At 64.9% G+C, this 20,654-nt stretch carries 21 protein-coding genes; 18 read left to right on the top strand and 3 right to left on the bottom strand.

The features are described 5' to 3' along the window. From BLT16_RS07155 to BLT16_RS07175, 5 genes are all read left to right on the top strand, one after another. Nucleotides 1-615, top strand: a 615-nt coding sequence (locus BLT16_RS07155) for a tripartite tricarboxylate transporter substrate-binding protein (RefSeq protein WP_281243296.1), incomplete at its 5' end; no start/stop codon positions are given. A 234-nt stretch (nucleotides 616-849) separates the two neighbouring features. Next, nucleotides 850-2,325, top strand: a complete 1,476-nt coding sequence (locus tag BLT16_RS07160; protein ID WP_089657856.1) for an alanine/glycine:cation symporter family protein — start codon at nucleotides 850-852, stop codon at nucleotides 2,323-2,325. 66 nt (nucleotides 2,326-2,391) lie between these two features. Then, nucleotides 2,392-3,810 (top strand): aspartate ammonia-lyase, encoded by a 1,419-nt coding sequence (locus tag BLT16_RS07165; RefSeq protein ID WP_089657857.1) that lies wholly within the window; start codon nucleotides 2,392-2,394, stop codon nucleotides 3,808-3,810. Beyond that, nucleotides 3,795-4,817, top strand: a complete 1,023-nt coding sequence (locus tag BLT16_RS07170) for an asparaginase domain-containing protein (RefSeq protein WP_089657858.1) — start codon at nucleotides 3,795-3,797, stop codon at nucleotides 4,815-4,817. Before BLT16_RS07165 ends, BLT16_RS07170 begins: the two co-directional genes overlap by 16 nt. A 155-nt stretch (nucleotides 4,818-4,972) precedes the next feature. Next, the gene (locus BLT16_RS07175) at nucleotides 4,973-5,317 is read left to right on the top strand and encodes a DUF6482 family protein (RefSeq protein WP_089657859.1); all 345 of its coding nucleotides are present in this window, start codon (nucleotides 4,973-4,975) and stop codon (nucleotides 5,315-5,317) included. Nucleotides 5,318-5,382: 65 nt separating this feature from the next. Here the strand turns inward: BLT16_RS07175 and gloA are convergent, their stop codons facing one another. Beyond that, complete coding sequence (gene gloA, locus BLT16_RS07180; protein WP_089657860.1) at nucleotides 5,383-5,916, bottom strand: lactoylglutathione lyase; 534 nt, start codon at nucleotides 5,914-5,916, stop codon at nucleotides 5,383-5,385. Between the two features lie 86 nt (nucleotides 5,917-6,002). On the opposite strand from gloA, the gene BLT16_RS07185 reads away from it, so the two are divergent. Continuing rightward, nucleotides 6,003-6,503 carry a C40 family peptidase gene (locus BLT16_RS07185; protein WP_089657861.1) on the top strand — a complete coding sequence of 167 codons (501 nt, stop codon included), beginning with the start codon at nucleotides 6,003-6,005 and terminating at the stop codon, nucleotides 6,501-6,503. On the opposite strand, the gene mntR is transcribed toward BLT16_RS07185, so the two are convergent. Then, entirely contained in the window at nucleotides 6,500-6,979 is a 480-nt protein-coding gene (gene mntR, locus BLT16_RS07190; RefSeq protein WP_089657862.1) for a manganese-binding transcriptional regulator MntR, read from the bottom strand. The two genes, BLT16_RS07185 and mntR, sit on opposite strands and share 4 nt — an antisense overlap. A gap of 147 nt (nucleotides 6,980-7,126) precedes the next feature. On the opposite strand from mntR, the gene BLT16_RS07195 reads away from it, so the two are divergent. From BLT16_RS07195 to BLT16_RS07240, 10 genes are all read left to right on the top strand, one after another. Further along, nucleotides 7,127-8,038, top strand: a complete 912-nt coding sequence (locus tag BLT16_RS07195) for a metal ABC transporter substrate-binding protein (RefSeq protein WP_089657863.1) — start codon at nucleotides 7,127-7,129, stop codon at nucleotides 8,036-8,038. After that, nucleotides 8,031-8,810: a metal ABC transporter ATP-binding protein gene (locus BLT16_RS07200; protein WP_089657864.1), complete on the top strand. Its 780-nt coding sequence runs from the start codon at nucleotides 8,031-8,033 to the stop codon at nucleotides 8,808-8,810. The genes BLT16_RS07195 and BLT16_RS07200 overlap by 8 nt, the downstream gene beginning before the upstream one ends. A gap of 43 nt (nucleotides 8,811-8,853) precedes the next feature. Further along, complete coding sequence (locus BLT16_RS07205) at nucleotides 8,854-9,720, top strand: metal ABC transporter permease (protein WP_245701533.1); 867 nt, start codon at nucleotides 8,854-8,856, stop codon at nucleotides 9,718-9,720. 146 nt (nucleotides 9,721-9,866) lie between these two features. Then, a complete protein-coding gene (gene phnD, locus BLT16_RS07210) occupies nucleotides 9,867-10,721 on the top strand; it encodes a phosphate/phosphite/phosphonate ABC transporter substrate-binding protein (protein WP_089657866.1) in 855 nt (284 codons plus the stop codon). Nucleotides 10,722-10,732: 11 nt separating this feature from the next. Next, nucleotides 10,733-11,536 carry a phosphonate ABC transporter ATP-binding protein gene (phnC, locus tag BLT16_RS07215; protein WP_089657867.1) on the top strand — a complete coding sequence of 268 codons (804 nt, stop codon included), beginning with the start codon at nucleotides 10,733-10,735 and terminating at the stop codon, nucleotides 11,534-11,536. Further along, on the top strand, nucleotides 11,493-12,293 hold the full coding sequence (phnE, locus tag BLT16_RS07220; protein ID WP_089657868.1) for a phosphonate ABC transporter, permease protein PhnE: 801 nt from the start codon (nucleotides 11,493-11,495) through the stop codon (nucleotides 12,291-12,293). Before phnC ends, phnE begins: the two co-directional genes overlap by 44 nt. Nucleotides 12,294-12,626: 333 nt before the next feature. Beyond that, nucleotides 12,627-14,093, top strand: coding sequence for an OprO/OprP family phosphate-selective porin (locus tag BLT16_RS07225; RefSeq protein ID WP_089657869.1), 1,467 nt, complete (start codon nucleotides 12,627-12,629; stop codon nucleotides 14,091-14,093). Between the two features lie 127 nt (nucleotides 14,094-14,220). After that, nucleotides 14,221-15,321: an ABC transporter ATP-binding protein gene (locus BLT16_RS07230; protein ID WP_089657870.1), complete on the top strand. Its 1,101-nt coding sequence runs from the start codon at nucleotides 14,221-14,223 to the stop codon at nucleotides 15,319-15,321. A gap of 36 nt (nucleotides 15,322-15,357) precedes the next feature. Continuing rightward, a complete protein-coding gene (locus BLT16_RS07235) occupies nucleotides 15,358-16,323 on the top strand; it encodes an ABC transporter substrate-binding protein (RefSeq protein ID WP_176817184.1) in 966 nt (321 codons plus the stop codon). Beyond that, the gene (locus BLT16_RS07240) at nucleotides 16,323-18,020 is read left to right on the top strand and encodes an ABC transporter permease (RefSeq protein ID WP_089657872.1); all 1,698 of its coding nucleotides are present in this window, start codon (nucleotides 16,323-16,325) and stop codon (nucleotides 18,018-18,020) included. The genes BLT16_RS07235 and BLT16_RS07240 overlap by 1 nt, the downstream gene beginning before the upstream one ends. 11 nt (nucleotides 18,021-18,031) lie before the next feature. On the opposite strand, the gene BLT16_RS07245 is transcribed toward BLT16_RS07240, so the two are convergent. After that, nucleotides 18,032-18,907 (bottom strand): DMT family transporter, encoded by an 876-nt coding sequence (locus tag BLT16_RS07245; protein ID WP_089657873.1) that lies wholly within the window; start codon nucleotides 18,905-18,907, stop codon nucleotides 18,032-18,034. Between the two features lie 180 nt (nucleotides 18,908-19,087). Between BLT16_RS07245 and BLT16_RS07250 the strand changes: the two genes are divergently transcribed. Together BLT16_RS07250 and BLT16_RS07255 are read left to right on the top strand one after the other, a co-directional pair. After that, nucleotides 19,088-19,756, top strand: a complete 669-nt coding sequence (locus BLT16_RS07250) for a DUF1826 domain-containing protein (protein WP_089657874.1) — start codon at nucleotides 19,088-19,090, stop codon at nucleotides 19,754-19,756. A 10-nt stretch (nucleotides 19,757-19,766) separates the two neighbouring features. Continuing rightward, nucleotides 19,767-20,636, top strand: coding sequence for a metal ABC transporter permease (locus BLT16_RS07255; RefSeq protein WP_089657875.1), 870 nt, complete (start codon nucleotides 19,767-19,769; stop codon nucleotides 20,634-20,636). The last annotated feature ends 18 nt before the right edge of the window (nucleotides 20,637-20,654 follow it).

Consider the following 20,654-nt stretch of genomic DNA (forward strand, 5'->3'; position numbering starts at 1 on the left):
GGCGTGACCCTCGGCCAGTCGGCCATGGTCACCGGCGAGGACCGTCCCTTCGGCGACACCTGGGAAGGCCTGATCGACTACGCCAAGGAGAACCCCGGCACCAGCTATGCGACCCAGACCGCCCTGGACCGCATGATCATCGAATACATCGCCCAGCAGGAAGGCCTCGACCTGCGCATCGTGCCGACCTCCGGTGGCGCCGGCATGGCCCCGCTGATCCTCTCCGGCGACGTCGACTTCGCCTACAGCGGCGGCACCCACTCCGGCTATGCCGACTCCGGCGAGATGCCGGTGCTGCTGAGCCTGGCCGAGGATCGCCTGGCGGCCTTCCCCGACGCCCCGACCCTGCAGGAGGCCGGCTACGACATCAACGCCGCCGAGATCCGCGTGGCCATGGTGCCGCAGAACACCCCGGACAGCCACGTCGAGCGCCTCGCCGAGGCCCTCGAGGCCGCCACCCAGGACGAACGCTTCATCGAGATCACCGAGGAGCGCATCCTGATGCCGGTGACCTGGATGCCCGAGGACGAGGTCACCCAGACCCTCAGCGATCAGGTCGAAGGCTACGAAGCTCTGCTCGAAGAGCTCGGCGGGCTGCCGCAAGACGAGGAGTGATCGACACACACTGCCCAGTGTAAGCAAGCAGTGACACCGCGCCCGAGGCCAGCGAAAAGCGGCCTCGGGCGTTTTTTTGACGATAGCACCCAATGCATCAGGCGGGTGGTGCAGTCTGCTGCACTTGGTGGCGCCGGAAATGCGACGCAGTGCATCGTTGCGCCAAGTTTTTCCCGTCATATCAACTGATTTAATCGAGAAGCGCTATCAACAAGACAACAGCGGAGAACCCTCATGTTTGATCTGCTCAACGAGCTCCTCTGGGGCAAAATCCTTATCGTCCTGCTGGTAGGCGTGGGCATCGGCTTCACCGTTACCTCACGCTTCGTCCAGTTTCGCTACTTCGGCCGCATGTTCCAGATACTGGGATCTCGCCAGGCCTTCCGCCATGACAAGCACGGCCACCTCAGCAGCTTCCAGGCGCTGGTGCTGTCCGTCGCTGGCCGCGTGGGCGGCGGCAATATCGCTGGCGTTGCCGTGGCGATCACCCTGGGCGGCCCGGGGGCCATCTTCTGGATGTGGTTGGTCGGCCTGATGGGCATGGCCACGAGCTTCCTCGAATGCACCCTGGCGCAGACCTACAAGCAGCCCCAGAGTGACGGCACCTATCGCGGCGGGCCAGCCTATTACATCGTCAAGGGTCTCGGCCGCAACTGGCGCTGGCTGGCCGGCTTCTATTCGGTGCTACTGCTGCTGACTTTCGGCTTTGCCTTCACTGCGCTGCAGTCCTACGCCGTGTCCACCTCGTTCAACGACGCCTTCGGCGTGCCGGTGCTCTACAGTGGCATCGCCCTGGCGATGCTGGTCGGCCTGATCATCTTCGGTGGGATCAAACGGATCGCGCGCATCTCCGAGGTGCTGGTGCCCTTCATGGCCGTCGGCTATCTGCTGATCGCACTGATCGTGGTCGGCTTGAATCTCGAGCGCATCCCCGAGGTGGTGATGCTGATCGTCAACAGCGCCTTCGGCCTGGAGCCTGCCATCGGCGGCGGCATCGGGGCAGCCATCATGATAGGCCTCCAGCGCGGTCTGTTCTCCAACGAGGCGGGCCTGGGCAGCGCGCCCAACGTCGCCGCCGTGGCCTATGTGCCGCATCCCGCCAACCAGGGCATCGTGCAGGCCTTCTCGGTCTTTATCGATACCCTGATCATCTGCTCTTCCACCGCTTTCCTGATCCTGCTCAGCGGCGCCTATGATCCCGGCGCCAGCGGCAATGTCGAGGGTATTGCGCTGACCCAGTCGGCCCTGGCCGACCACGTCGGGGAGTGGGGCCGCTCCTTCGTCAGCGTGGCACTGCTGCTATTCGCCTTCAGCACCATTCTTTACAACTACTACCTGGGCGAGAACAGCCTCAACTTCTTCAGCCGCGACAACCAGAACCTGTTCAACGCCTTCCGCGTGGCGATCGTGCTTCTGGTGTGCTGGGGCGCCACTACCAACCTGGACACCGTGTTCGGCTTCGCCGATGTCACCATGGGCCTGCTGGCGGTCACCAACCTGGTGGCGCTGATCCTGTTGTTCAAGAAAGGGCTGCGCATCCTCAAGGACTACGACGACCAGCGCCGCCAGGGCGTCAGCCAGCCGGTCTTCGACGCAAGCCAGCATCAAGACCTGAATCTCTATCCACAAGCCTGGGACCTCGAGCCCGAGGACCGGGAGCATTTACGAGGCAGCACCGCCAAGGCGCCACACCGTCCCGTCGCGGAGTAAACGCCACGCGCCGGCCCTCGCTTAGCCAGGGTCGGCGTACTCTTCCAACACTAGAGCGTCTACGCCATGACTACTCGTATCGAACATGACCTGCTGGGCGAGCGCGCCCTGCCGGCGGATGCCTGGTACGGCATCCAAACCCAGCGAGCGCTGGAGAACTTTCGTATCACAGGGATTCCGATCAGCCACTTCCCCGAGCTGGTGCAGGCACTGGCCATGGTCAAGTCGGCCGCCGCCAGCGCCAACCAGGCAGTGGGCACCCTTGAGCCCCACAAGGCCAAAGCGATCCAGGCCGCCTGCCAGGAGATCATCGACGGCGCGCTGCACGACCAGTTCGTCGTCGACCTGATCCAGGGCGGAGCGGGCACCTCCACCAACATGAACGCCAACGAGGTCATCGCCAACCTGGCACTGGCCAAGCTGGGCCATCCCAAGGGGGCCTACCAGCACCTGCACCCCAACGACGACGTCAACCGCTCCCAGTCGACCAACGACGCCTATCCCACCGCCGCCTGCCTGAGCCTGCAGTTCGCCGCGGAGCCGCTGATCTCCGCCATCAGCGAGCTGGGCGATGCCCTGCAGGACAAGGGCGTGGCGTTCGCCGACGTGGTCAAGATGGGGCGCACCCAGCTGCAGGACGCCGTGCCCATGACCCTGGGGCAGGAGTTCGAGGCCTTCGCGGTCAACCTCGGCGAGGACATCGACCGCCTGCGCGAGGCCCAGCGGCTGCTGTGCGAGATCAACCTCGGCGGCACCGCCATCGGCACCGGCCTCAACGCCCCGGCACGCTACCAGGCGCTGGCCGTCGAGCACCTGGCACAGCTGTCGGCGCGCCAGCTGGTACCGGCGTCACACCTCATCGAGGCCACCTCGGACATGGGCGCCTTCGTGTTCCTGTCGGGGATGCTCAAGCGCTTCGCCATCAAGCTCGGCAAGCTGTGCAATGATCTACGCCTGCTTTCCAGCGGGCCGCGTACCGGACTGGGGGAAATCACCCTGCCCCCGGTGCAGCCCGGCTCCTCGATCATGCCCGGCAAGATCAACCCGGTGATTCCCGAGGCGGTCAACCAGACCGTCTACCAGGTGATCGCCAGCGATCTCGCCGTGACCATGGCCGCCGAGGCGGGGCAGCTGCAGCTCAATGCCATGGAACCGATGATCATCTACAACCTGCTCAATGCCATGCGCATGCTGGGCGAGGCCTGCCATATGCTGCGCACCCGCTGCATCGTCGGCATCGAAGCCAACCGCGAGACCTGCGCCCAGCACGTCGAGCGCAGCATCGGCGTGGTGACCTCGCTGGTCCCCCACATCGGCTACGCCAACGCCACGCGTATCGCCCGCCAGGCCCTGCACAGTGGCGCCACGGTCCGCGAGCTGGTGATCGCCGAAGGGCTGCTGGATCCTAAGCGCCTCGATGCGCTGTTGCTTCCCAACGCGATGCTGGCCCCGATGCCGGAGGAGCCCCCGTGCCACGACTGTTGATACTGTATACCGGCGGCACCCTGGGCATGCAGGCGTCACCGGCGGGCTACGTGCCCTCGGCCGACTTCGACGAACGCCTGGGCGCGGTCCTGGCAAGCTATCCGGCCGGGACACTGCCGGATTACACCCTGCACCGCCTGCAGCCATTGATCGACAGCGCCGACCTCAGCCAGGAATGCTGGCAACGCATGGTCAGCGTGCTGGCCGCGGCCTGGGAGCGCTACGACGGTTTCGTGATCCTGCATGGCACCGACACCATGGCCCATACGGCCTCGGCGCTCTCCTTCCTGCTCGGCGCACTCGACAAGCCGGTGGTCCTGACCGGGTCCCAGATCCCACTCGGCGAACCGCGCAGCGATGCCCTCAATAACATCATCCTGGCCATGCAGGCGGCCACACACCCGGCTGCCCCCCGCGAGGTGTGCCTCGCCTTCCACGACCGCCTACTACGCGGCAACCGTGCTCGCAAGTGCCGGACTCAAGGCCTGGATGCGTTCGATTCGCCCAACGCCCCCTGGCTCGGCGAGGCGGGCATCGAGCTGCACGTCTCGGCGCACGACCCGCTGCCGAGCGGCACCCCCGAGCTGGTAGTGCCTGCTTTCGACGCGGGCCGCGTCGGCGTGCTGCACTGCCATCCAGGGCTGTCGCCGCGGCAGGTCGCCCGGCAGCTCGACGACGAGCAGCTTCAAGGCCTGGTGCTGATGACCTACGGGGTCGGCAACCCACCAGGGCTCGACGGTCAATTACTCGATTGCCTGCAGCGGGCTGCCGACCGGGGCCTGGTCGTCTTCAACGTAACACAGTGCGGTCAGGGCACGGTGCAGCAGGCCACCTACGCCACCGGCAAACGCCTCCACGATGCCGGGGTGGTGTCAGGGCAGGACATCACCCCCGAAGCCGCAATCACCAAGCTGCAGGTGCTGCTCGCTCGCGGGCAGTCCGGCCAGGCGCTCCGCGACGCCCTGGGCCTGCCATTGCGTGGCGAAATGCGTGGACCGGAGAGCTAAGCCAAATACGGCGTACAAAATATGTACAAACTTTTGATATCAGTGAGGCACGCCTTCGGTTGCCATCAGGAATATTTCGCCGATGCAGGCAAAAGTTCGCCCCGGGCGCCAATCTCTCCTACATTACTTGTACATCCCCTTGTGAGGCACACATCATGGCCGAGAGCATCCACCCTGTCTCGGGCAACATCACCCTGAAGCAGCTCAGCCGCGGCGTGGCCGATGGGCACACGCCGATCGTCGAGGTCGAGTCCCAGGACGGCATCTACATCGTCCGCCTGCACTACTCGAACGGCGTAGCCGAACTCTCTGACGAGCACGGCAAGACGCGCACCTTCCTGGGCACCGGCGAGATCCGCGACCTACTCAGCGAGACCGGACTCACCCACGGCGTGCTGACCTGGGCCGACCAGTGTGGCGATGAGATGATTGGCGTCCCGGGACACGCCATTACCCCGGACGAAATGCTCGCCTACGGCACCCGCATCTCGTTTCGCTGAGCCAGACATGACAGCGGCGCCCTGGTGGAATCCAAGGCGCCGCATCCATGATGGGTCGATGGTGACTAGTCGCCGAGCTGGTTGAGACGCGCCGCCTCGACGATCTCGATCCAGTAGCCGTCGACATCCTTGATGAAGGCAACGTCCTTCATCTTGCCCTGGTCGGGCCGCTTGACGTACTCGACGCCGTTGGCATCGAACCAGGCCACCGCCGCGTCGAGGTCGGGTACGCTGAAGCAGATATGCCCAAAGCCCTGGGGCTCGGCATTGCCATCGTGATAGGCGAAGTCGTCCTGGGTTTCGGTACCCCAGTTGTGGGTCAGCTCGAGCAGCCCCTTCTGGCTGAAGGTCCATACCGTGCGCTGCCCGTCATCGTCCGGCACCTCGTCGCCAGCCTCGAGTTTGGCCAGGAAATAGAGGCTGAACTGCATCTCCTCGAAGTCGAGCCGCCGCACCACCTGCATGCCGAACACCCGGGTATAGAAGGCCAGCGCCTTCTCGGGGTCCTTGATCCGCAGCATGGTGTGATTGAGCCGGAAGCCCTGCGATTCGGCGGTTGGGGCCTGCACGCCGGGATGCTGCTCACCGTTGAAGCTCATCCGAAAATCCTCTATTAATCAAAGGGTGTATTAACGAATACTAGCGTAACTGCGTGCGCAGCAACGCGAATTCAAGGCCTGAGCCAATGACGACACCCTACGCTTTCACCCACTGGCGTATCCTGCCGCTGTGCTGGGCCCTGCTGCTGCTGGCACTGCTCTCCGGCTGCGCCAGTCGCGATATCGCTACCCGCGACGCGCCGGTCGCCGCCACCGGACTTTCCATCGAGCGTGCCATGATCCTGGCCAACGCCCAGCAGGCGCTGGGCACGCCCTATCGCTTCGGGGGCAATACCCGGGAAGGGCTCGACTGCTCGGGACTGGTGGAGATGGCCTATCGCGCCGCCGGTATCCGCGTGCCGCGCACCGCCGACGATCAATTCCGCCAGCTGCCACAGGTGGATGAGGCACGCCCCGGCGACCTGCTGTTCTTCGGCAGTGGGCGCAAGGCAACCCACGTGGGAATCTATCAGGGTGACCGACAGATGATTCACGCCCCGGGACGCGGGCGCGAGGTCGTCAGCGTACCGCTGGATATCGACTACTGGCAGAATCGCTTTCTGGGCGCCGCGGGGCCGGCGCCCTAGCCCTCTCCGCTCTGCAGCCGCGTGAAGCGCTGCATGGCGTCGAGGGTTTCCTGGCTGACGTGATGCTCCATGCCCTCGGCATCGATGCGTGCGGTATCGTCGCTGACGCCCAGGGCACGCAAGAACTGCAGCACGATGGCATGCCGCTGGCGCGACATCCTCGCCATCGCTTCGCCTTCTTCGGTCAGGAAAAGTGAACGATAGGGCTTGCTGGCCACCAGGCCGAGGCTCTTCAAGCGCCCGACCATCTTGGAGACGGTGGCCTGGCTGACCCCCATGCGCAGCGCGATATCCGCCGAGCGCGCCTCTCCCTGATGCGCGATCAGATCGCCGATCAGTTCGACATAATCTTCGAGCAACTCCGTCTCATGGGCATTGCGCACCGCCGCGTACTGCTGGGCGTGCTGTTCACTCGGCGGTAGCGCATCCGCCTCGCTCAAACTCGGGGAGGGCGTGTCGTCTGGGGTCTCAATCATGCGACGAATATAGCCAACCTGCCGCGGCGCAGCAACCTCACATCATTAATGCCTTGCACAATACAGTTAGCCTTTGCTAAGTTATTTACACGATATCCAATCGCTGCTGCTCAATGCTCGACGGCGCCTCGTCAATAGGAGATACCGATGCAATCTTGCAAGCCTGTCGCGTTGCTGGGCGTACTGGCCTTTGGCATTGCAAACGTCGCTCACGCCGAGCCCCAGCCGTTCAAGGTCGTCGCCAGCTTCTCGGTACTCGGCGATCTGGTCGAGCAGGTCGCCGGCGACGACGCCGAGGTCAGCACCCTGACCCCGGTGGGCGCTGAGGTGCATGAGTGGGAGCTGATTCCGAGCAATTTCATCGATCTCGAGGAAGCCGACCTGGTGTTCTACAACGGCTACGGTCTCGAACAGTGGCTCGCCCAGGTCGAATCGAGCGTCCGCGACGGCGTGCCCCTGGTGGCCGTGGCCGAGGCGTCGGACTACCCCACCCAGCCAATCGTCACCGGCGAGCAGGCCGGGGAGCCTGATCCGCACCTGTGGATGGACCCACGCGCCAGCGCCGAATTTGCCAGGGTGATCGCCGACGTCCTGAGCGAGGCAAGGCCGGAGGCCGCCGAGGGCTTCGAAGCACGCGGTGAAGCACTTGCCGAGTCGCTCGAGGCTTTGCACGTTGAGATCGAGGGGATGCTGGCCGAGATTCCAACCGCACAGCGCCTGCTGGTCACCAGCGAGGCGGCGTTCATCTACTTCGCCGATGCCTTCGACTTCGAACATGACGGCATCTGGGGCACCAACGCCGAGGAGGAGGGCACGCCGCGCCAGCTGATGCGCATCGTCGACCTGATCGAGGAACGTCAGCCGGCCGCCATCTTCTGGGAAAGCACCATCTCCGACCGCCACGTGCGCAGCGTCGCCGACGAGACCGATATCGCCATCGCCGGGCCGCTCTACGTCGACTCGGTCAGTGAAGCAGATGCCGAGGCACCCGACTACTCCGCCATGCTGCGCCATAACGCGGCGCTGTTGAAGGCGACCCTGGGAGCAGGTCGTGACTGAGATCCCCGCCATCGAGGCTCGCCAGCTGTCCGTGGCCTACCACCGCCAGCCGGTACTCAGCGACATCAGCCTGACGCTGCCCGCCGGCCAGTGGACGGCCATCGTCGGCCCCAATGGGGCCGGCAAGTCGAGCCTGCTGAAGGTGGTAACCGGTGGCCTGAAGCCACTGCGCGGTGAGCTCCGGGTACTAGGCGGCAACGCCAGAGACCAGCGGCGTGCCGGCAAGGTCGCCTATATGCCCCAGCAGGAGCAGATGGAGTGGGACTTCCCGGTATCGGTGCAGGAAACCGTGATGACCGGGCGCTACGGCCTGATGCGTCATGATGCCTGGTGGCAGCGCATGCTGCCCGAGCGCTGGGCCAATCCGCTGCACCGCCTTGCCGTTGATGAAGCCCTTGAGGCGGTCGATATGCAGGCCCATGCGGCCAGCCCCATTGGCGAGCTCTCCGGCGGCCAAAAGAAGCGCGTGATGCTGGCCAGGGCATTGGCCCAACAAGCTGACATCCTGCTGCTGGACGAGCCCCTTGCCGGCGTCGATCCGCCTAGCGAGCGGCTGATCCTGGACATGCTCGAAGGCGAACGCAGGGCCGGTCGCACCATCGTCATGGTGACCCACGATCTGCCCAGCGCCCGCCGCCACGCCGATCAGGTCGCGCTGATCAATCAGACGCTGGTCGGCATGGGCTCTCCCACGGAGATGCTCAGCGATGCCATGCTGGCCCGGCTGGCCGTCGGCGGCTCGACCGCGGGAGGCTTGCGTGTCGCTGCTTGAGGGGCTCGGCAGCGGCCTGATCGATGCCCTGCTCGCGCTGCTGATGCATGGCGTTGGCTTGTTGCCCGCCAGCCTGGCGGAGCCGTTCGAGTACCGCTTCATGCAGCGCGCCCTGCTCACCTCGATCCTGGTGGGTGGCATCTGCGGGCTGCTATCGAGCTTCGTGGTGCTCAAGCGCTGGTCGCTGCTGGGCGATGCCATTTCCCACGCCGTGCTGCCAGGCGTCGCTATCGCCTACCTGCTCGGCTGGCCATTCTTCATCGGCGCCTTCATCACCGGTGCCTTGACCTCGCTGGGTATCGGCGCCATCGAGCGCCACACCCGCATCAAGTCGGACGCTGCCATGGGCCTGATGTTCACCGCCGCCTTCGCGCTGGGCATCGTGATCATCAGCCAGATCGCCTCGAGCACCCACCTGATGCATATCCTGTTTGGCAATGTGCTGGGGGTACAGACCTCGGCGCTGCTGCTCACCCTGCTGGCGGGGGTGATCGCGGTGTTGGTGATCTGGCTGGCCTTTCGGCCACTGCTGCTCTACACCTTCGACCCGCAGCAGGCCCAGGCGCTGGGCTTCAACATCACCTTGATCCACTACGGGCTGATCCTGCTGCTGACCCTGACCATCGTCGCCAGCCTGGAGACCGTGGGCATCATCCTGGTAGTGGCCATGCTGATCACCCCGGGCGCCACTGCCCACCTGCTGACCGACCGCTTCAAACCGATGCTGGTCATTGCGGTGCTGGTGGGTATCGTCTCGGCGGTGGCCGGGCTGCTGCTGTCGTTCCACCTCGACGTTGCCTCCGGCGGTGCCATCGTGCTGGTTGCCACCGCGCTGTTCTGCCTGGCGCTGATCGCCGCTCCCAAGCACGGCTTGTTGGTGCGCCTCTGGCAGCGGCGCGCAGCAGAGTAACGCGCTGGTGATGCCAGTGGCGGCGATTCGCCCGCCACTGGCGTCATCGCGCCGTAATCCCAACGTCACCTGAAAGACACGCCTCTGTCACCTGGCATTGAGAGGGTATGGACGCTTATTACCCATCCCCCTGCCGAGGTGTGATCATGAACAAGCCGCTTCTTTCCCTGGCCGCCGCCATCGCGCTGGCCACCGCCGGTCAGGCCCAGGCCGCCGAGTCCTGCCCCACCACCCTGCGCTTCGCCGATACCGGCATCGAAGGCACCGAGGAGCTACAGAGAGCCTTCCAGGAGTTCGTCGACGAAGTCGAGTCGCGCCTCGGCGTCGAGGTCGAGTTCTTCCCGGTGGGCAACCGCACCACCGCCATCAACGCCCTGCGCTTCGAGCAGGTCGACATCGTGCTGGCCGGCCCCTCCGAATACGTGCTGATGGCCGAGCGTGTCGAGGGTATCCAGCCGATCAGCGCCATCGTGCGCCCCGAGTACTACTCGGTGTTCATCGCCCCCACTGACAGCGACATCGAGAGCCTTGAGGACCTGCGCGGCAAGCACGTTGCCATGAAGGACCACGGCTCCACCACCGGCCACATCATGCCCAGCTACATGCTGCACCAGGCCGGCTTGGACATCGACCGCGACCTGCAGATCACCCTGCTGGATGGTGCCCGCATGCAGGCACTGGCCTCGGGAGAAGTCGATGCGGTGGGTACCGGCGTACGCGATTTCGCCCCCTTCGCCGCGCAGCACGAGGAGGGCGCGTATCGCATCATCGAACGAGGCCAGGACATGCCGGGCGATCCCATGGTGGCCGGCCCGCACATCGCGGCCGACTGCGTAGCCGAGATTCAGGAGGCCTTCATGGCGGACCCCGACGGCCTGCTGCAGGCGATCCTCGCCCCCGGCGAACGCGATAAGTACGTAGGGGCGGAGATGGTCTACGTCGATGACAGCGAGTACGACATGGTCCGCGAGTCCTACTCGCTACTGGGCCTCAACGATTGAGTGGTGCTCCCATGCAATTGACCGTTGACGATCTGACCAAGGTCTACCCGGACGGCACCCGCGCCCTGAGCGGGCTGTCGTTCGACGTCAGTCCCGGGGAAGGCGTGGTGATTCTTGGCCATAACGGCTGCGGCAAGTCGACGTTGATGAAGTGCCTGACCGGTCTCGAGCGCCCCACGTCGGGGCGCCTGGTGCTGGATGGCATCAACCTGGCCAGCGCCAGCCGCCGTGAGCTGAGGCCGCTGCGCCAGCGCATCGGCTGCGTCTTCCAGAAATTCAACATGGTCGGCAACCTCTCGGTGCTGCAGAACGTGCTGTTCGGCCTGATGGGCCGCCACGGCATCCTGGCCAGCCATGCGCTGACCGCCAGCCGCGAATCACGCCTGGCCGCCATGCAGGCACTCGAGCGGGTCGGCCTGGCGCACCTGGCGGCCCGCCGTACCGACACCCTGTCCGGCGGGCAGCAGCAGCGCGTGGCCATCGCCCGCATGTTGATGCAGGACGCCGAGATCGTACTCGCCGACGAGCCGGTGGCCAGCCTCGACCCGCGCGCGGGCCGCGAGGTGATGGAGCTGCTCTGGTCGGTGGTACGCGAGCGTGGCATGACGGTGCTCTGCGTGCTGCACCAGATCGAGCTTGCCCGCGAGTTCGGCGAACGCCTGGTTGGCCTGCATGCCGGCCGCCTGGCCTTCGATCGCCCCACCGCCGAGGTCAGCGACGCCGACATCACGGCGCTCTACCAGACCGACACACCCCAGGAGGCCGATACCGATGAGCGAGTCATCACCGCGCCACGCCGCGCCGCCCAGGCTTGAACGCCCCTCCCCCGTCGCCTTCATCCTGCTGCTGGCATTCGCTGCCTTCTTCATCAGCGGTTTTTCCAGCGCCGATATCCATCCCGACCGGCTGCTGAGCGGCGTCGTGAACCTGGGCACCTTCTTCGGCGAAGCGATGCCACCCAATTTTTCCCGCTGGGACGTGATCGCCGTGGCCATGCTGGAGACCTTTCAGATGGCCATCGTCGGCGTGGTATTCGGGGTGATCCTGAGCCTGCCGATGGCCCTGCTGTGCGCCCGTAACACCAGCCCCCATCCGGCGATCCGGGTAGTCGCCCGCAACCTGGTGGCCACCCTGCGCACCGTGCCCGACCTGGTATGGGCGTTGATCTTCGTGGTCGCCGTGGGCCTCGGCCCGCTGGCCGGGATCCTGGCCATCATCATGGACACCATCGGCTTCTGCGCGCGCTTCTTCTCGGAGCGAATCGAAGAGGTCGACCCCGGCCCGGGTCAGGCCCTGGCCGCCACCGGCGCCTCGCGCAGTGGCGTGGTGTGCGGCGCGATCATCCCCGAATGCACGCCATCGTTCGTGGCCACCAGCCTGTTCTCAGTAGAGAAGGCCATCCGCAGCGCAGTGGTGTTAGGCCTAGTGGGCGCCGGCGGCATCGGCGTGGAACTCTCCGCCGCCATGAACCTGTTCCGCTACGACCAGGCTCTCACCGTCATCCTCGCCATCCTGGTGGTGGTGATCGGCGTCGAGCAGGTCAGTGCCTGGATCCGTAAGCGGGTCATCTGAGCGACGCCCCCTCCTCCCAAGGCCGCCAACCGGCGGCCTTTTTTGTATTACCCACGCACTTTAGCACGACCTTCTTATTAAGAAACGGCGTGAATGTCTGACACAACCACACCTAACCCTGGCCAACCGTGGTCCGATAAAAACACATCAACAGCCAAAATGCCTGACAATAAATTCATAAAAAAACACGTAAAAACGATATTAATAAACGGGAAACAAGAAAGTAACACCCAGGCATTAGCCTTATCTCTGTCGAATAGCCCGACTTCATACTGAGACTTAATCCCTCGCCAAGGACAGGTGAATACGATCCCATAACGACAGGCAATACTCATGAATTTTTTGAAGATTATGCCCTTGGCTCGTTCCATAGCTCTGATAGCAACTGTGACGGGTGCTTCCGCCTCTCAGATGGCCATGGCCAGTGAAGATGCTCTGCTCGAGCGGCTGATGGAACGAGGTGTACTCACTCAGCAGGACGTGGATGAACTACGCACCGAGGCTCAGGCCAGTCGGGTCGCTACTCAGCAACCCACCCGTGACGATGGACTGCAATACGAGCCCCAGGAGGGCCTGCAGCAGGATGATGTCAACGTGCAGGTACGGCGTTTCGGGGTAGAGACAACAGACGGCAGTGACAGATTCCGGATACGTGGCCGTCTGATGCTCGATGCCGCTCATCTCGACAATAATTTAGATACGACCGATGATCATCGCGTTGGTGAAGGTAATCTTGCCGATACGGGCACTATCATTCGACGCGCTAGGCTAGGTGCACTAGGCCTATTTCATGACAATTGGGAGTGGCAACTCGAAGTGGATTTCCGCGACGAGGAGGTACGCTTTGCCAATGCCTACATCGCCTATTTGATGGAGACTGGTCGCCTGGCATTTGGCCATTTCAAGGAGCCTTTCAGCCTCGAAAGCTCCACCAGCTCGCGTCGCATTTCTTTCCTCGAACGTGCCACGCCGATTGATGCTTATCGCCCAAGCCGTAACCTTGGCGTTATGTACGAGACCCTGCAACCGGATTGGTACGCAGCACTGGGGCTATTCGGTGGTGATGGTGTTGGCCGAAACCGTGAGGTATCCGAGGGCTATGCGATCTCTGGCCGTGCCAGCATTGCCCCCATCAACGAAGACAATGCCTTCGTGCACCTCGGTGTCTCTGGCAACTATCGAAAGAATGCCCGCGACGAAGACGATGGAGAGTATCAAGACGTTCGCATGCGCAGCCGTCTGGGCACTCGAGCCATCGATGGGCGCATCATTGGCCGTCGCGACATGGAAGCCGTCAGCGATTTCACTACCACCAACCTGGAGTTCGCCGCCGGTCACGGCCCGTTCTCGGTGCAGGCCGAGTATATTCGCCAGGATCTCAACCGTGACGCTAACGATCCCAACTTCTCCCCAGGTGAAGTCGACAGCATGACCATGGACGGCTGGTATGCTCAGGCCGGCGTCTTCCTGACCGGTGAATCGCGTAACTATCGCGCGTTTAGCGGCGATTTTGGGCGCGTTACACCGCACCGCCCCTTCAATCCGTCCCAGGGGCACTGGGGAGCCTTTGAACTGCTCGGACGCTATGCTACGGCGGATCACACCGATCACCATGCGCCCCGCGGCAGACAGCAGGTCGATCACTGGACACTGGGGCTCAACTGGTACCTCCAGCCCGAGATCATCGCCAAGTTCAACGTCATGTATATCGACGCCGAAGCCGGTGACGAAAGCTTGGACGATGGCGTCAAGGAGTGGGATAGCTGGGTACTCGGCGCACGGCTGCAGTACGAATTCTAAGCTCTGAACTCCATACATGACGGCTCGGGCACAGGGAGGTGCCCGGCTACAGCCGTCACTCTCTTGTCACATCGCTGACATCTTTTCCCGCTAGGTTGTGTCCTTCATGCAAGAGAGGCACCCCGACATGTCCACTCATGCACTCTCCCTTCAGCGCCTGCACAAGCGCTTCGGCGACACCGTAGCCCTCGATGGTATCGATCTCACGCTACCGAGAGGCCAGGTGCTAGCGCTGCTCGGTCCTTCCGGCTGTGGCAAGACCACCCTGTTGCGCTGCATCGCCGGCCTGGCCGAGGTCGACGACGGTGACATCCACCTCGACGGTCAATGCGTGGCTGCGCCGGGGCGCCAGCTGAGCCCCGACGATCGCCGCCTGGGCATGGTCTTCCAGGATTACGCCCTGTGGCCGCACATGAGCGTCTACCAGAACGTGGCCTTCCCGCTGGAGATGCAGGGGGTCAAGGCCAATGCTCGACGCCCTCAGGTAGAGTGGGCGCTCTCCCTGGTGGGGCTCATCGATTTCGCCGAGCGCTCGCCCGGGGCGCTCTCCGGTGGCCAGCAGCAGCGGGTGGCGCTGGCCCGGGCGATCGTCGCCAAGCCGCGGCTACTTCTGATGGATGAGCCCCTCTCCAACCTCGACAAGGGTCTACGCGAAAACCTGGCCCTCGAGATTCGCAGTCTGATCGAAGAGCTCAACCTGACGGCAGTGTTCGTCACCCACGACCAGCACGAAGCCTTTGCCCTGGCTGATCGGGTCGCCGTGCTCCAGCGGGGCCGCCTGCAGCAGATCGACTCCCCGGAGGCGCTCTTTCATACCCCGGCCACGCCGGAGATCGCCGACTTCGTCGACGCCGGTACTCTGCTCGAGGGTCGGCTCGAGGCCGAAGGCCTGGTGATCGCCGATACCTGCCTGCCATTGGCGGCCGCCTGCGGTCACCGCGGCGAGGTGAGCGTGCTGCTGCCGCGTCGCGCGCTGCGACTCTGCGCACCCGACGCGGGCCAGCTGCGCGGCCATCTTAGCGGACGCTTGTTTCAGGGCGAGCACCTGTCACTACAGCTCACCCTGGCCGATGGCGCCACGCTCAAGCTGCATGCGTCCCATGCCCCTGAGCGTGGTTGCCAGGCCGGCGTCGACATCGACATCAGTGCGCTTCGCGCGTGGCGTGACGGCGCGCATCTGCTCGACCTGGTACCTGGCGCCAGCGTGACCGCTAGCGCCATTGCCTGAATCCACCTCGACCATTGCTGACATCTGGAGTCTGCCATGCCTATCGTGAAACCCCTTGTCTTGGGTGCCTGTCTCGTCGCCCTGCCCGGCCTGGCCTCGGCCAACGCCCTGACCGTCTATTCCGCCGGCCCCGGCGCACTGATCGAGCATCTCGCCGCCGACTTCTCTGAGGAGACCGGCATCGAGGTCAACGTTTTCCAGAGCACGACCGGCCAGGTGATGGCTCGCCTGGAATCCGAGCAGGCCAATCCGCTGGCCGACGTGGTGATTTCCGCCTCCTGGGACAGCGCCGAGTCGCTGCACGAGGAGGGTCTGCTGCATGAGTACCTCTCGCCCAATGCCGAGACGGTGCCCGACTTTCTCAAGACCGACCACTACGTCGCCCAGGGGGTCTCGGCGCTGGCCCTGGTGTGGAACCGCAACAGCGATGTGCCACAACCGGCCGACTGGAGCGACCTCACCGACGCAGCTTATCGCGACCAGGTGACCATGCCCGACCCGGCGCAGTCCGGCGCCGCCTTCGAACTGGTCACCGGCCTGCTGACCGCAATGGGCGACGAGGAAACCTGGTCGTTGATGGAGGCACTCGCCGACAACGGCATGCTGGTCCCCGGCCCCAATGCCCGGGCGCTCAACCCGGTGCTGCAGGGCGCCAAGTCGGTGGTATTCGGCGCGGTGGACTACATCGCCCTGGGCCAGCAGGCCGAGGGCGAGGCGATCGAGGTGATCTTCCCCGCCAGCGGCACGGTGATTGCGCCGCGACCGATGATGATCCTCGCCTCCACCGACATGCCCAGCGAGGCCGAGCAGTTCGTCGACTTCGTACTCTCAGAGCAGGGCCAGGCGCGGGTCGCCGAGCGCTACCTGATGCCGTCGCGCACCGACATCGAAGCGCTGCGCCCGACCATCGAGGAGCTGACCCTGATCGAGGTCGACAGCGAGGCCATGAGCGCCCAGCGCGAGGCGATTCTCGACCGCTTCCGCGAGGCCACGGGTAGCTGATGGCGGTGCGTCTCGCTCTGCGCCTGCCCCGGTTCACCGGGGCGGGTGTCGTCATGCTGCTGACGGCGGCGACCCTGCTGCTGCTGGTCGGGCTGCCGCTGCTCTATGTACTGCTGCAGGCGATCTTTCCCGGCTGGTCACGGGGCGAACTGAGCGGTGCCTTCGGCCTGTTCATCCCGCTGCTCTCGGATCCGGCGCTGCTCGGCCTGCTGGGCAATACGCTGCGCCTGGGCATCGCCGTAGTGGTGATCTGCGCCCTGCTGGCCATCCCGCTGGGGGCGCTGCGTGCCCTGACCCGGGTACCCGGCGGCGCGGCCTGGGATCTGATCTTTCTGATCCCGTTCATGATCCCCCCCTATATCGCCGCGCTGTCGTGGATGATGACGCTGCAACCTCAGGGCTATGCGCAACAGCTGACCGGGGTCTCGGCCAGTGGCTTTCTGTTCTCCTTCTCGGGCATCGTGTTCGTGATGGTGCTCAATGTCTTCCCGGTGGTCTATTTCGCCGTCTCGCGCACCATGATGAGCGTCGGCGGTCGCTATGCCGCCGCCGCGCGGGTCAGCGGCGCCGGTGGCTGGCGGGCCTTCTGGCGCATTACCCTGCCGCTCTCCACACCGGGCATCGCGGCCAGCCTGCTGCTGGTGTTCGCGCTGACCATCGAGGAATTCGGCACGCCGGCGACCCTCGGCGCCCAGGCCGGCTACAAGGTGCTGGTCACCGGTATTCACGAGCGCTTCGCCGACTGGCCCATCGACATCCCCGGCGCCGCGGTGCTGTCGCTGCTGTTGGTGATCCTGGCCATGGCCGCTTTCTACCTTCAGCACTGGCTGGTCACGCGTCGCTCCTTCGTCAGCCAAACCGGCAAACCAGCGATGGCTGAGCAAGTGACGCTGGGCGCCTGGAAGTGGCCGGTTGTGGGTTTGTTCAGCCTGGTGGCGCTGGCCGCCGTGGCCGTCCCGATACTTGCCGTACTGGCCACCGCCTCTACCGCCACGCTGTCCGGCGGGCTGGCTTGGGACAACCTCTCAACGCGCCATTTCGAAGCGCTACTTGCCAACCGCAGCGGTGCCCTCAAGGCCCTCGGCACCAGCCTCGCCCTGGCTAGCGGTGCGGCCCTGGTAACCGGCGTGCTCGGCGCCCTGGTGGGTTACCTGGTGGTGCGCGCCAGGCTGCGCGGCAAAGGGGTGCTCGACGTACTGTCGCTGCTGCCCAATACCATGCCGGGCATCGTCGTCGCGGTGGGTCTGATCCTGGCCTGGAACCAGAGCTGGTGGCCGATCCAGATCTACAACACCGGCGCCATGCTGCTGCTCGCCTACGCCTGCCTGCTGCTGCCCTACCCGGTGCGCTACGCCTCGGCGGCCTTTCGCCAGATGGGCGAGAGCCTGGAAGCCGCCGCGAGGGTCTGCGGCGCGGGTTTCTTCACCACCTTTCGGCGCATCCTGCTGCCGGCACTGGCCCCCAGTCTGATCGTCTCGATGCTGCTGGTGTTCGCCATCGCCTCGCGGGAGCTGGTGGCCTCGCTGATGGTCGCCCCCGCCGGCATGAGCACCGTCTCGACCTTCGTCTTCGGCCAATTCGAGCAGGGCTCGCCGGGCGTCGGCATGGCCATGAGCGTGGTGGCGATCTTCACTACCACGGGCCTGCTGGTGGGCCTAACCGCGGTGAGTCGCAAGAAGCTGCCGATCGCCGGCTGACATCAGGTGTGTTACGCCGTGGGACGGCGCTTAATGGTAGTGCGCCGCTCATGATAGGCGATGGCCAGGCCGCTCCCGATGATGATCGCGGTGCCGACATACACCCACAGGTCGGGCATTTCGCCCCAGAACCACCAGCCCAGCAGCACCGCCCAGAACATACCGGTGTAGTCGAAGGGCGCGGCCAGTGCCGCCGGGGCGTGGCGAAATGCGAGGGTTAGGCAGGCCATGGCGCCGATGCCGAAGATGCCGGCGCCGATGAACCCCCACCAGTGCGCCGGCCAGGGCGTCTGCCATACCCAGGGTAGCAGCGCGCCAGTCACCAGCAGTGGCACCAGGGTGACGTAGAACACCATTGCCCACAGGTATTCGCGCACGCCGTAGCGCCTGGCGGTGATCATCACCAGGGCATAGAACATCGCCGCCGCTACCACCACCAGGGCTCCCAGCTGGAAGCCGGCGCCGCCCGGACGCACCACCACCAGTACGCCAATGAAGCCAACGATGGCCGCGATCAGCGGCAGACGCGCGACTCTTTCGCCCAGCAGCGGCACCGACAGCAGAGTGACGAACAGCGGCGCGGCAAAGGCGATCGCGGTGGTCTCGGCCAGCGGCAGCAGCACCAGCCCGAACACGAAGCACAGCATGGTGCCGGTGGCCAGCAGGCCGCGCAGCAGATGCACCCCGGGCCGCCGGGTGGTGAGCTTGCGCAGGCCACCGTTGAAGTGCGCGATAAGGGCGATCAGCGGCAGCGAGATCAGAGTGCGGAAGAAGATGATCTGGATCGGCGAATGCACCTCGCCTAGCCATTTGGAGATGGCATCGCCCACCGACAGGCAGAATACCCCGGCACACATCCATAGAATCCCCTGCAGCGATGGTGACATTCGCCCTCCTCTAGCCCCCATTCAGCGCACCAATCGGGTGCAACGTCCAAGCCTCCTAACATAACCGAGTCGCCGCCGCGGGGCGATGCCGTATCGGCGCAACAGGCGGAACTCTTCTTATTCCCGATTGGCCTGTTATGTTATATAGTAACTTCACTGTTCTCGACGGGAGGATCCTGCATGTCCACCGCTGCCGCTCCATCCTTGGCCGCCCCCCAGTGGGACACCGACAGTACCCACTGGGCCTGCGGCGACGATATCAGCGTCTTACCGCGTATCTTCGAACCTGGCATCACCCTGGCGGTGATGACTCGGCGCCTGGATGCCGCTCTCCAGGCCAGCATTGCCGCACAGCTCAATGGTACACGTGGCATTTCGTGGCACTGGCGTGGCGGCGTCGATCAGCGCCTCGGCGACGACCTGCTGCGCCACCTGCCCGCAGCGGACCAGGGGGCGGCACTGGTCGAGGATATACGCACCATCGCTGAGGCCATGGCCTACCTGTTCGATACCGATACCGTCGGGGTACGCCTGCGTACCCTGGAGGGGGCCATGTGCCCCCGCTTCCACGTCGACAACCTCGCCGTGCGGATGATCACCACCTACGCCGGTCCGGCCAGCGAGTGGCTGCCGGAGTCGGCGGTGAACCGCGCCGGGTTGGGTGCCCCGCACCCCGACAAGCCCGAGCCGCTGCGCGACCCTGAGGCCATTCGGCAGCTCAGCATCGGCGATCTGGCGCTGCTCAAGGGCGGCGGCTGGATCGGCAACGAGGGCCATGGCCTGGTACACCGAAGCCCCCAGCCCGCAGCCGGCGAGCGGCGGCTGCTGCTAGCGCTGGATCCAGGCTGAGGCGTACCGAATGCTCGCAGTGATCGCCGACTGGCTGCTGCTGCCGTTTGGCTACGGCTTCATGCGCCGAGCGCTGGTGGCCTGCCTGGCGCTGTCGCTGACGGCGCCGGTGATCGGCGTGCTGCTGAGCCTGCGCGGCCTGAGCCTGATCGGCGAGCCGCTCTCCCACGCCATCATGCCCGGCGTGGCCATCGCCTACCTGCTGACCGGGCTATCGCTGCCCTGGATCATGCTCGGCGGGCTGAGCGCCGGGCTGATCACGGTATTCATGGCCAGCGGCATCACTCTGGTCAGCGGCCTCAAGTCGGACGCCTCGATGAGCAGCCTGTTTCTTACCGCCATGGCGCTGGCCGTACTGCTGATCTTTGCCTCGGGCAGTGCCCTGGACCTCAGCCATCTGCTGTTCGGCTCGATCCTCACGGTCGGCCACGATGACCTGCTGGCCATCGTGAGCACCGCCAGCGTGGTGGTTGCCGGCCTCGCCATCGGCCTGCGGGCGCTGATGGTCGAGGCGCTGGACCCCGATTTCCTGCGCGTTCAGGGCGCTCGCCCGGCCTGGATCCAAGGCGCCTTCATGACCCTGGTGGTACTTAGCCTGGTGGTCGGCTTCCAGGCCCTGGGCACGCTGATGGCAGTAGGCCTGATGATCCTGCCGGCGACCCTGGCACGCTTCTGGAGTCGTCGCCTGGAAGGCATGGTCGTGGTAGCGGCCAGCGCTTCCATGGCTGCCAGCCTGCTGGGTCTGCTGCTCTCCTATCACTATGCCTTGCCGTCCGGCCCCGCCATCGTGCTGCTGCTCGGCGCCGGCTATGTGTTCTCGGTAATCGGCGGCCGCCACGACAGCTTGCTGTCGCGCTGGCGCCGCTTGCCCTCTTCTTGATTCCATCATCAATGTCAA

The sequence above is a fragment of the Franzmannia pantelleriensis genome (genome assembly GCF_900102875.1).
Taxonomy (GTDB): Bacteria; Pseudomonadota; Gammaproteobacteria; order Pseudomonadales; family Halomonadaceae; genus Franzmannia; species Franzmannia pantelleriensis.

Coding starts and splice junctions, on each gene's coding strand:
- BLT16_RS07160 (WP_089657856.1), top strand. CDS start 850: ATGTTTGATCTGCTCAACGAGCTCCTCTGGGGCAAAATCCTTATCGTC.
- BLT16_RS07165 (WP_089657857.1), top strand. CDS start 2,392: ATGACTACTCGTATCGAACATGACCTGCTGGGCGAGCGCGCCCTGCCG.
- BLT16_RS07175 (WP_089657859.1), top strand. CDS start 4,973: ATGGCCGAGAGCATCCACCCTGTCTCGGGCAACATCACCCTGAAGCAG.
- gloA (WP_089657860.1), bottom strand. CDS start 5,916: ATGAGCTTCAACGGTGAGCAGCATCCCGGCGTGCAGGCCCCAACCGCC.
- BLT16_RS07185 (WP_089657861.1), top strand. CDS start 6,003: ATGACGACACCCTACGCTTTCACCCACTGGCGTATCCTGCCGCTGTGC.
- mntR (WP_089657862.1), bottom strand. CDS start 6,979: ATGATTGAGACCCCAGACGACACGCCCTCCCCGAGTTTGAGCGAGGCG.
- BLT16_RS07195 (WP_089657863.1), top strand. CDS start 7,127: ATGCAATCTTGCAAGCCTGTCGCGTTGCTGGGCGTACTGGCCTTTGGC.
- BLT16_RS07205 (WP_245701533.1), top strand. CDS start 8,854: ATGCATGGCGTTGGCTTGTTGCCCGCCAGCCTGGCGGAGCCGTTCGAG.
- phnD (WP_089657866.1), top strand. CDS start 9,867: ATGAACAAGCCGCTTCTTTCCCTGGCCGCCGCCATCGCGCTGGCCACC.
- phnC (WP_089657867.1), top strand. CDS start 10,733: ATGCAATTGACCGTTGACGATCTGACCAAGGTCTACCCGGACGGCACC.
- phnE (WP_089657868.1), top strand. CDS start 11,493: ATGAGCGAGTCATCACCGCGCCACGCCGCGCCGCCCAGGCTTGAACGC.
- BLT16_RS07225 (WP_089657869.1), top strand. CDS start 12,627: ATGAATTTTTTGAAGATTATGCCCTTGGCTCGTTCCATAGCTCTGATA.
- BLT16_RS07230 (WP_089657870.1), top strand. CDS start 14,221: ATGTCCACTCATGCACTCTCCCTTCAGCGCCTGCACAAGCGCTTCGGC.
- BLT16_RS07235 (WP_176817184.1), top strand. CDS start 15,358: ATGCCTATCGTGAAACCCCTTGTCTTGGGTGCCTGTCTCGTCGCCCTG.
- BLT16_RS07240 (WP_089657872.1), top strand. CDS start 16,323: ATGGCGGTGCGTCTCGCTCTGCGCCTGCCCCGGTTCACCGGGGCGGGT.
- BLT16_RS07245 (WP_089657873.1), bottom strand. CDS start 18,907: ATGTCACCATCGCTGCAGGGGATTCTATGGATGTGTGCCGGGGTATTC.
- BLT16_RS07250 (WP_089657874.1), top strand. CDS start 19,088: ATGTCCACCGCTGCCGCTCCATCCTTGGCCGCCCCCCAGTGGGACACC.
- BLT16_RS07255 (WP_089657875.1), top strand. CDS start 19,767: ATGCTCGCAGTGATCGCCGACTGGCTGCTGCTGCCGTTTGGCTACGGC.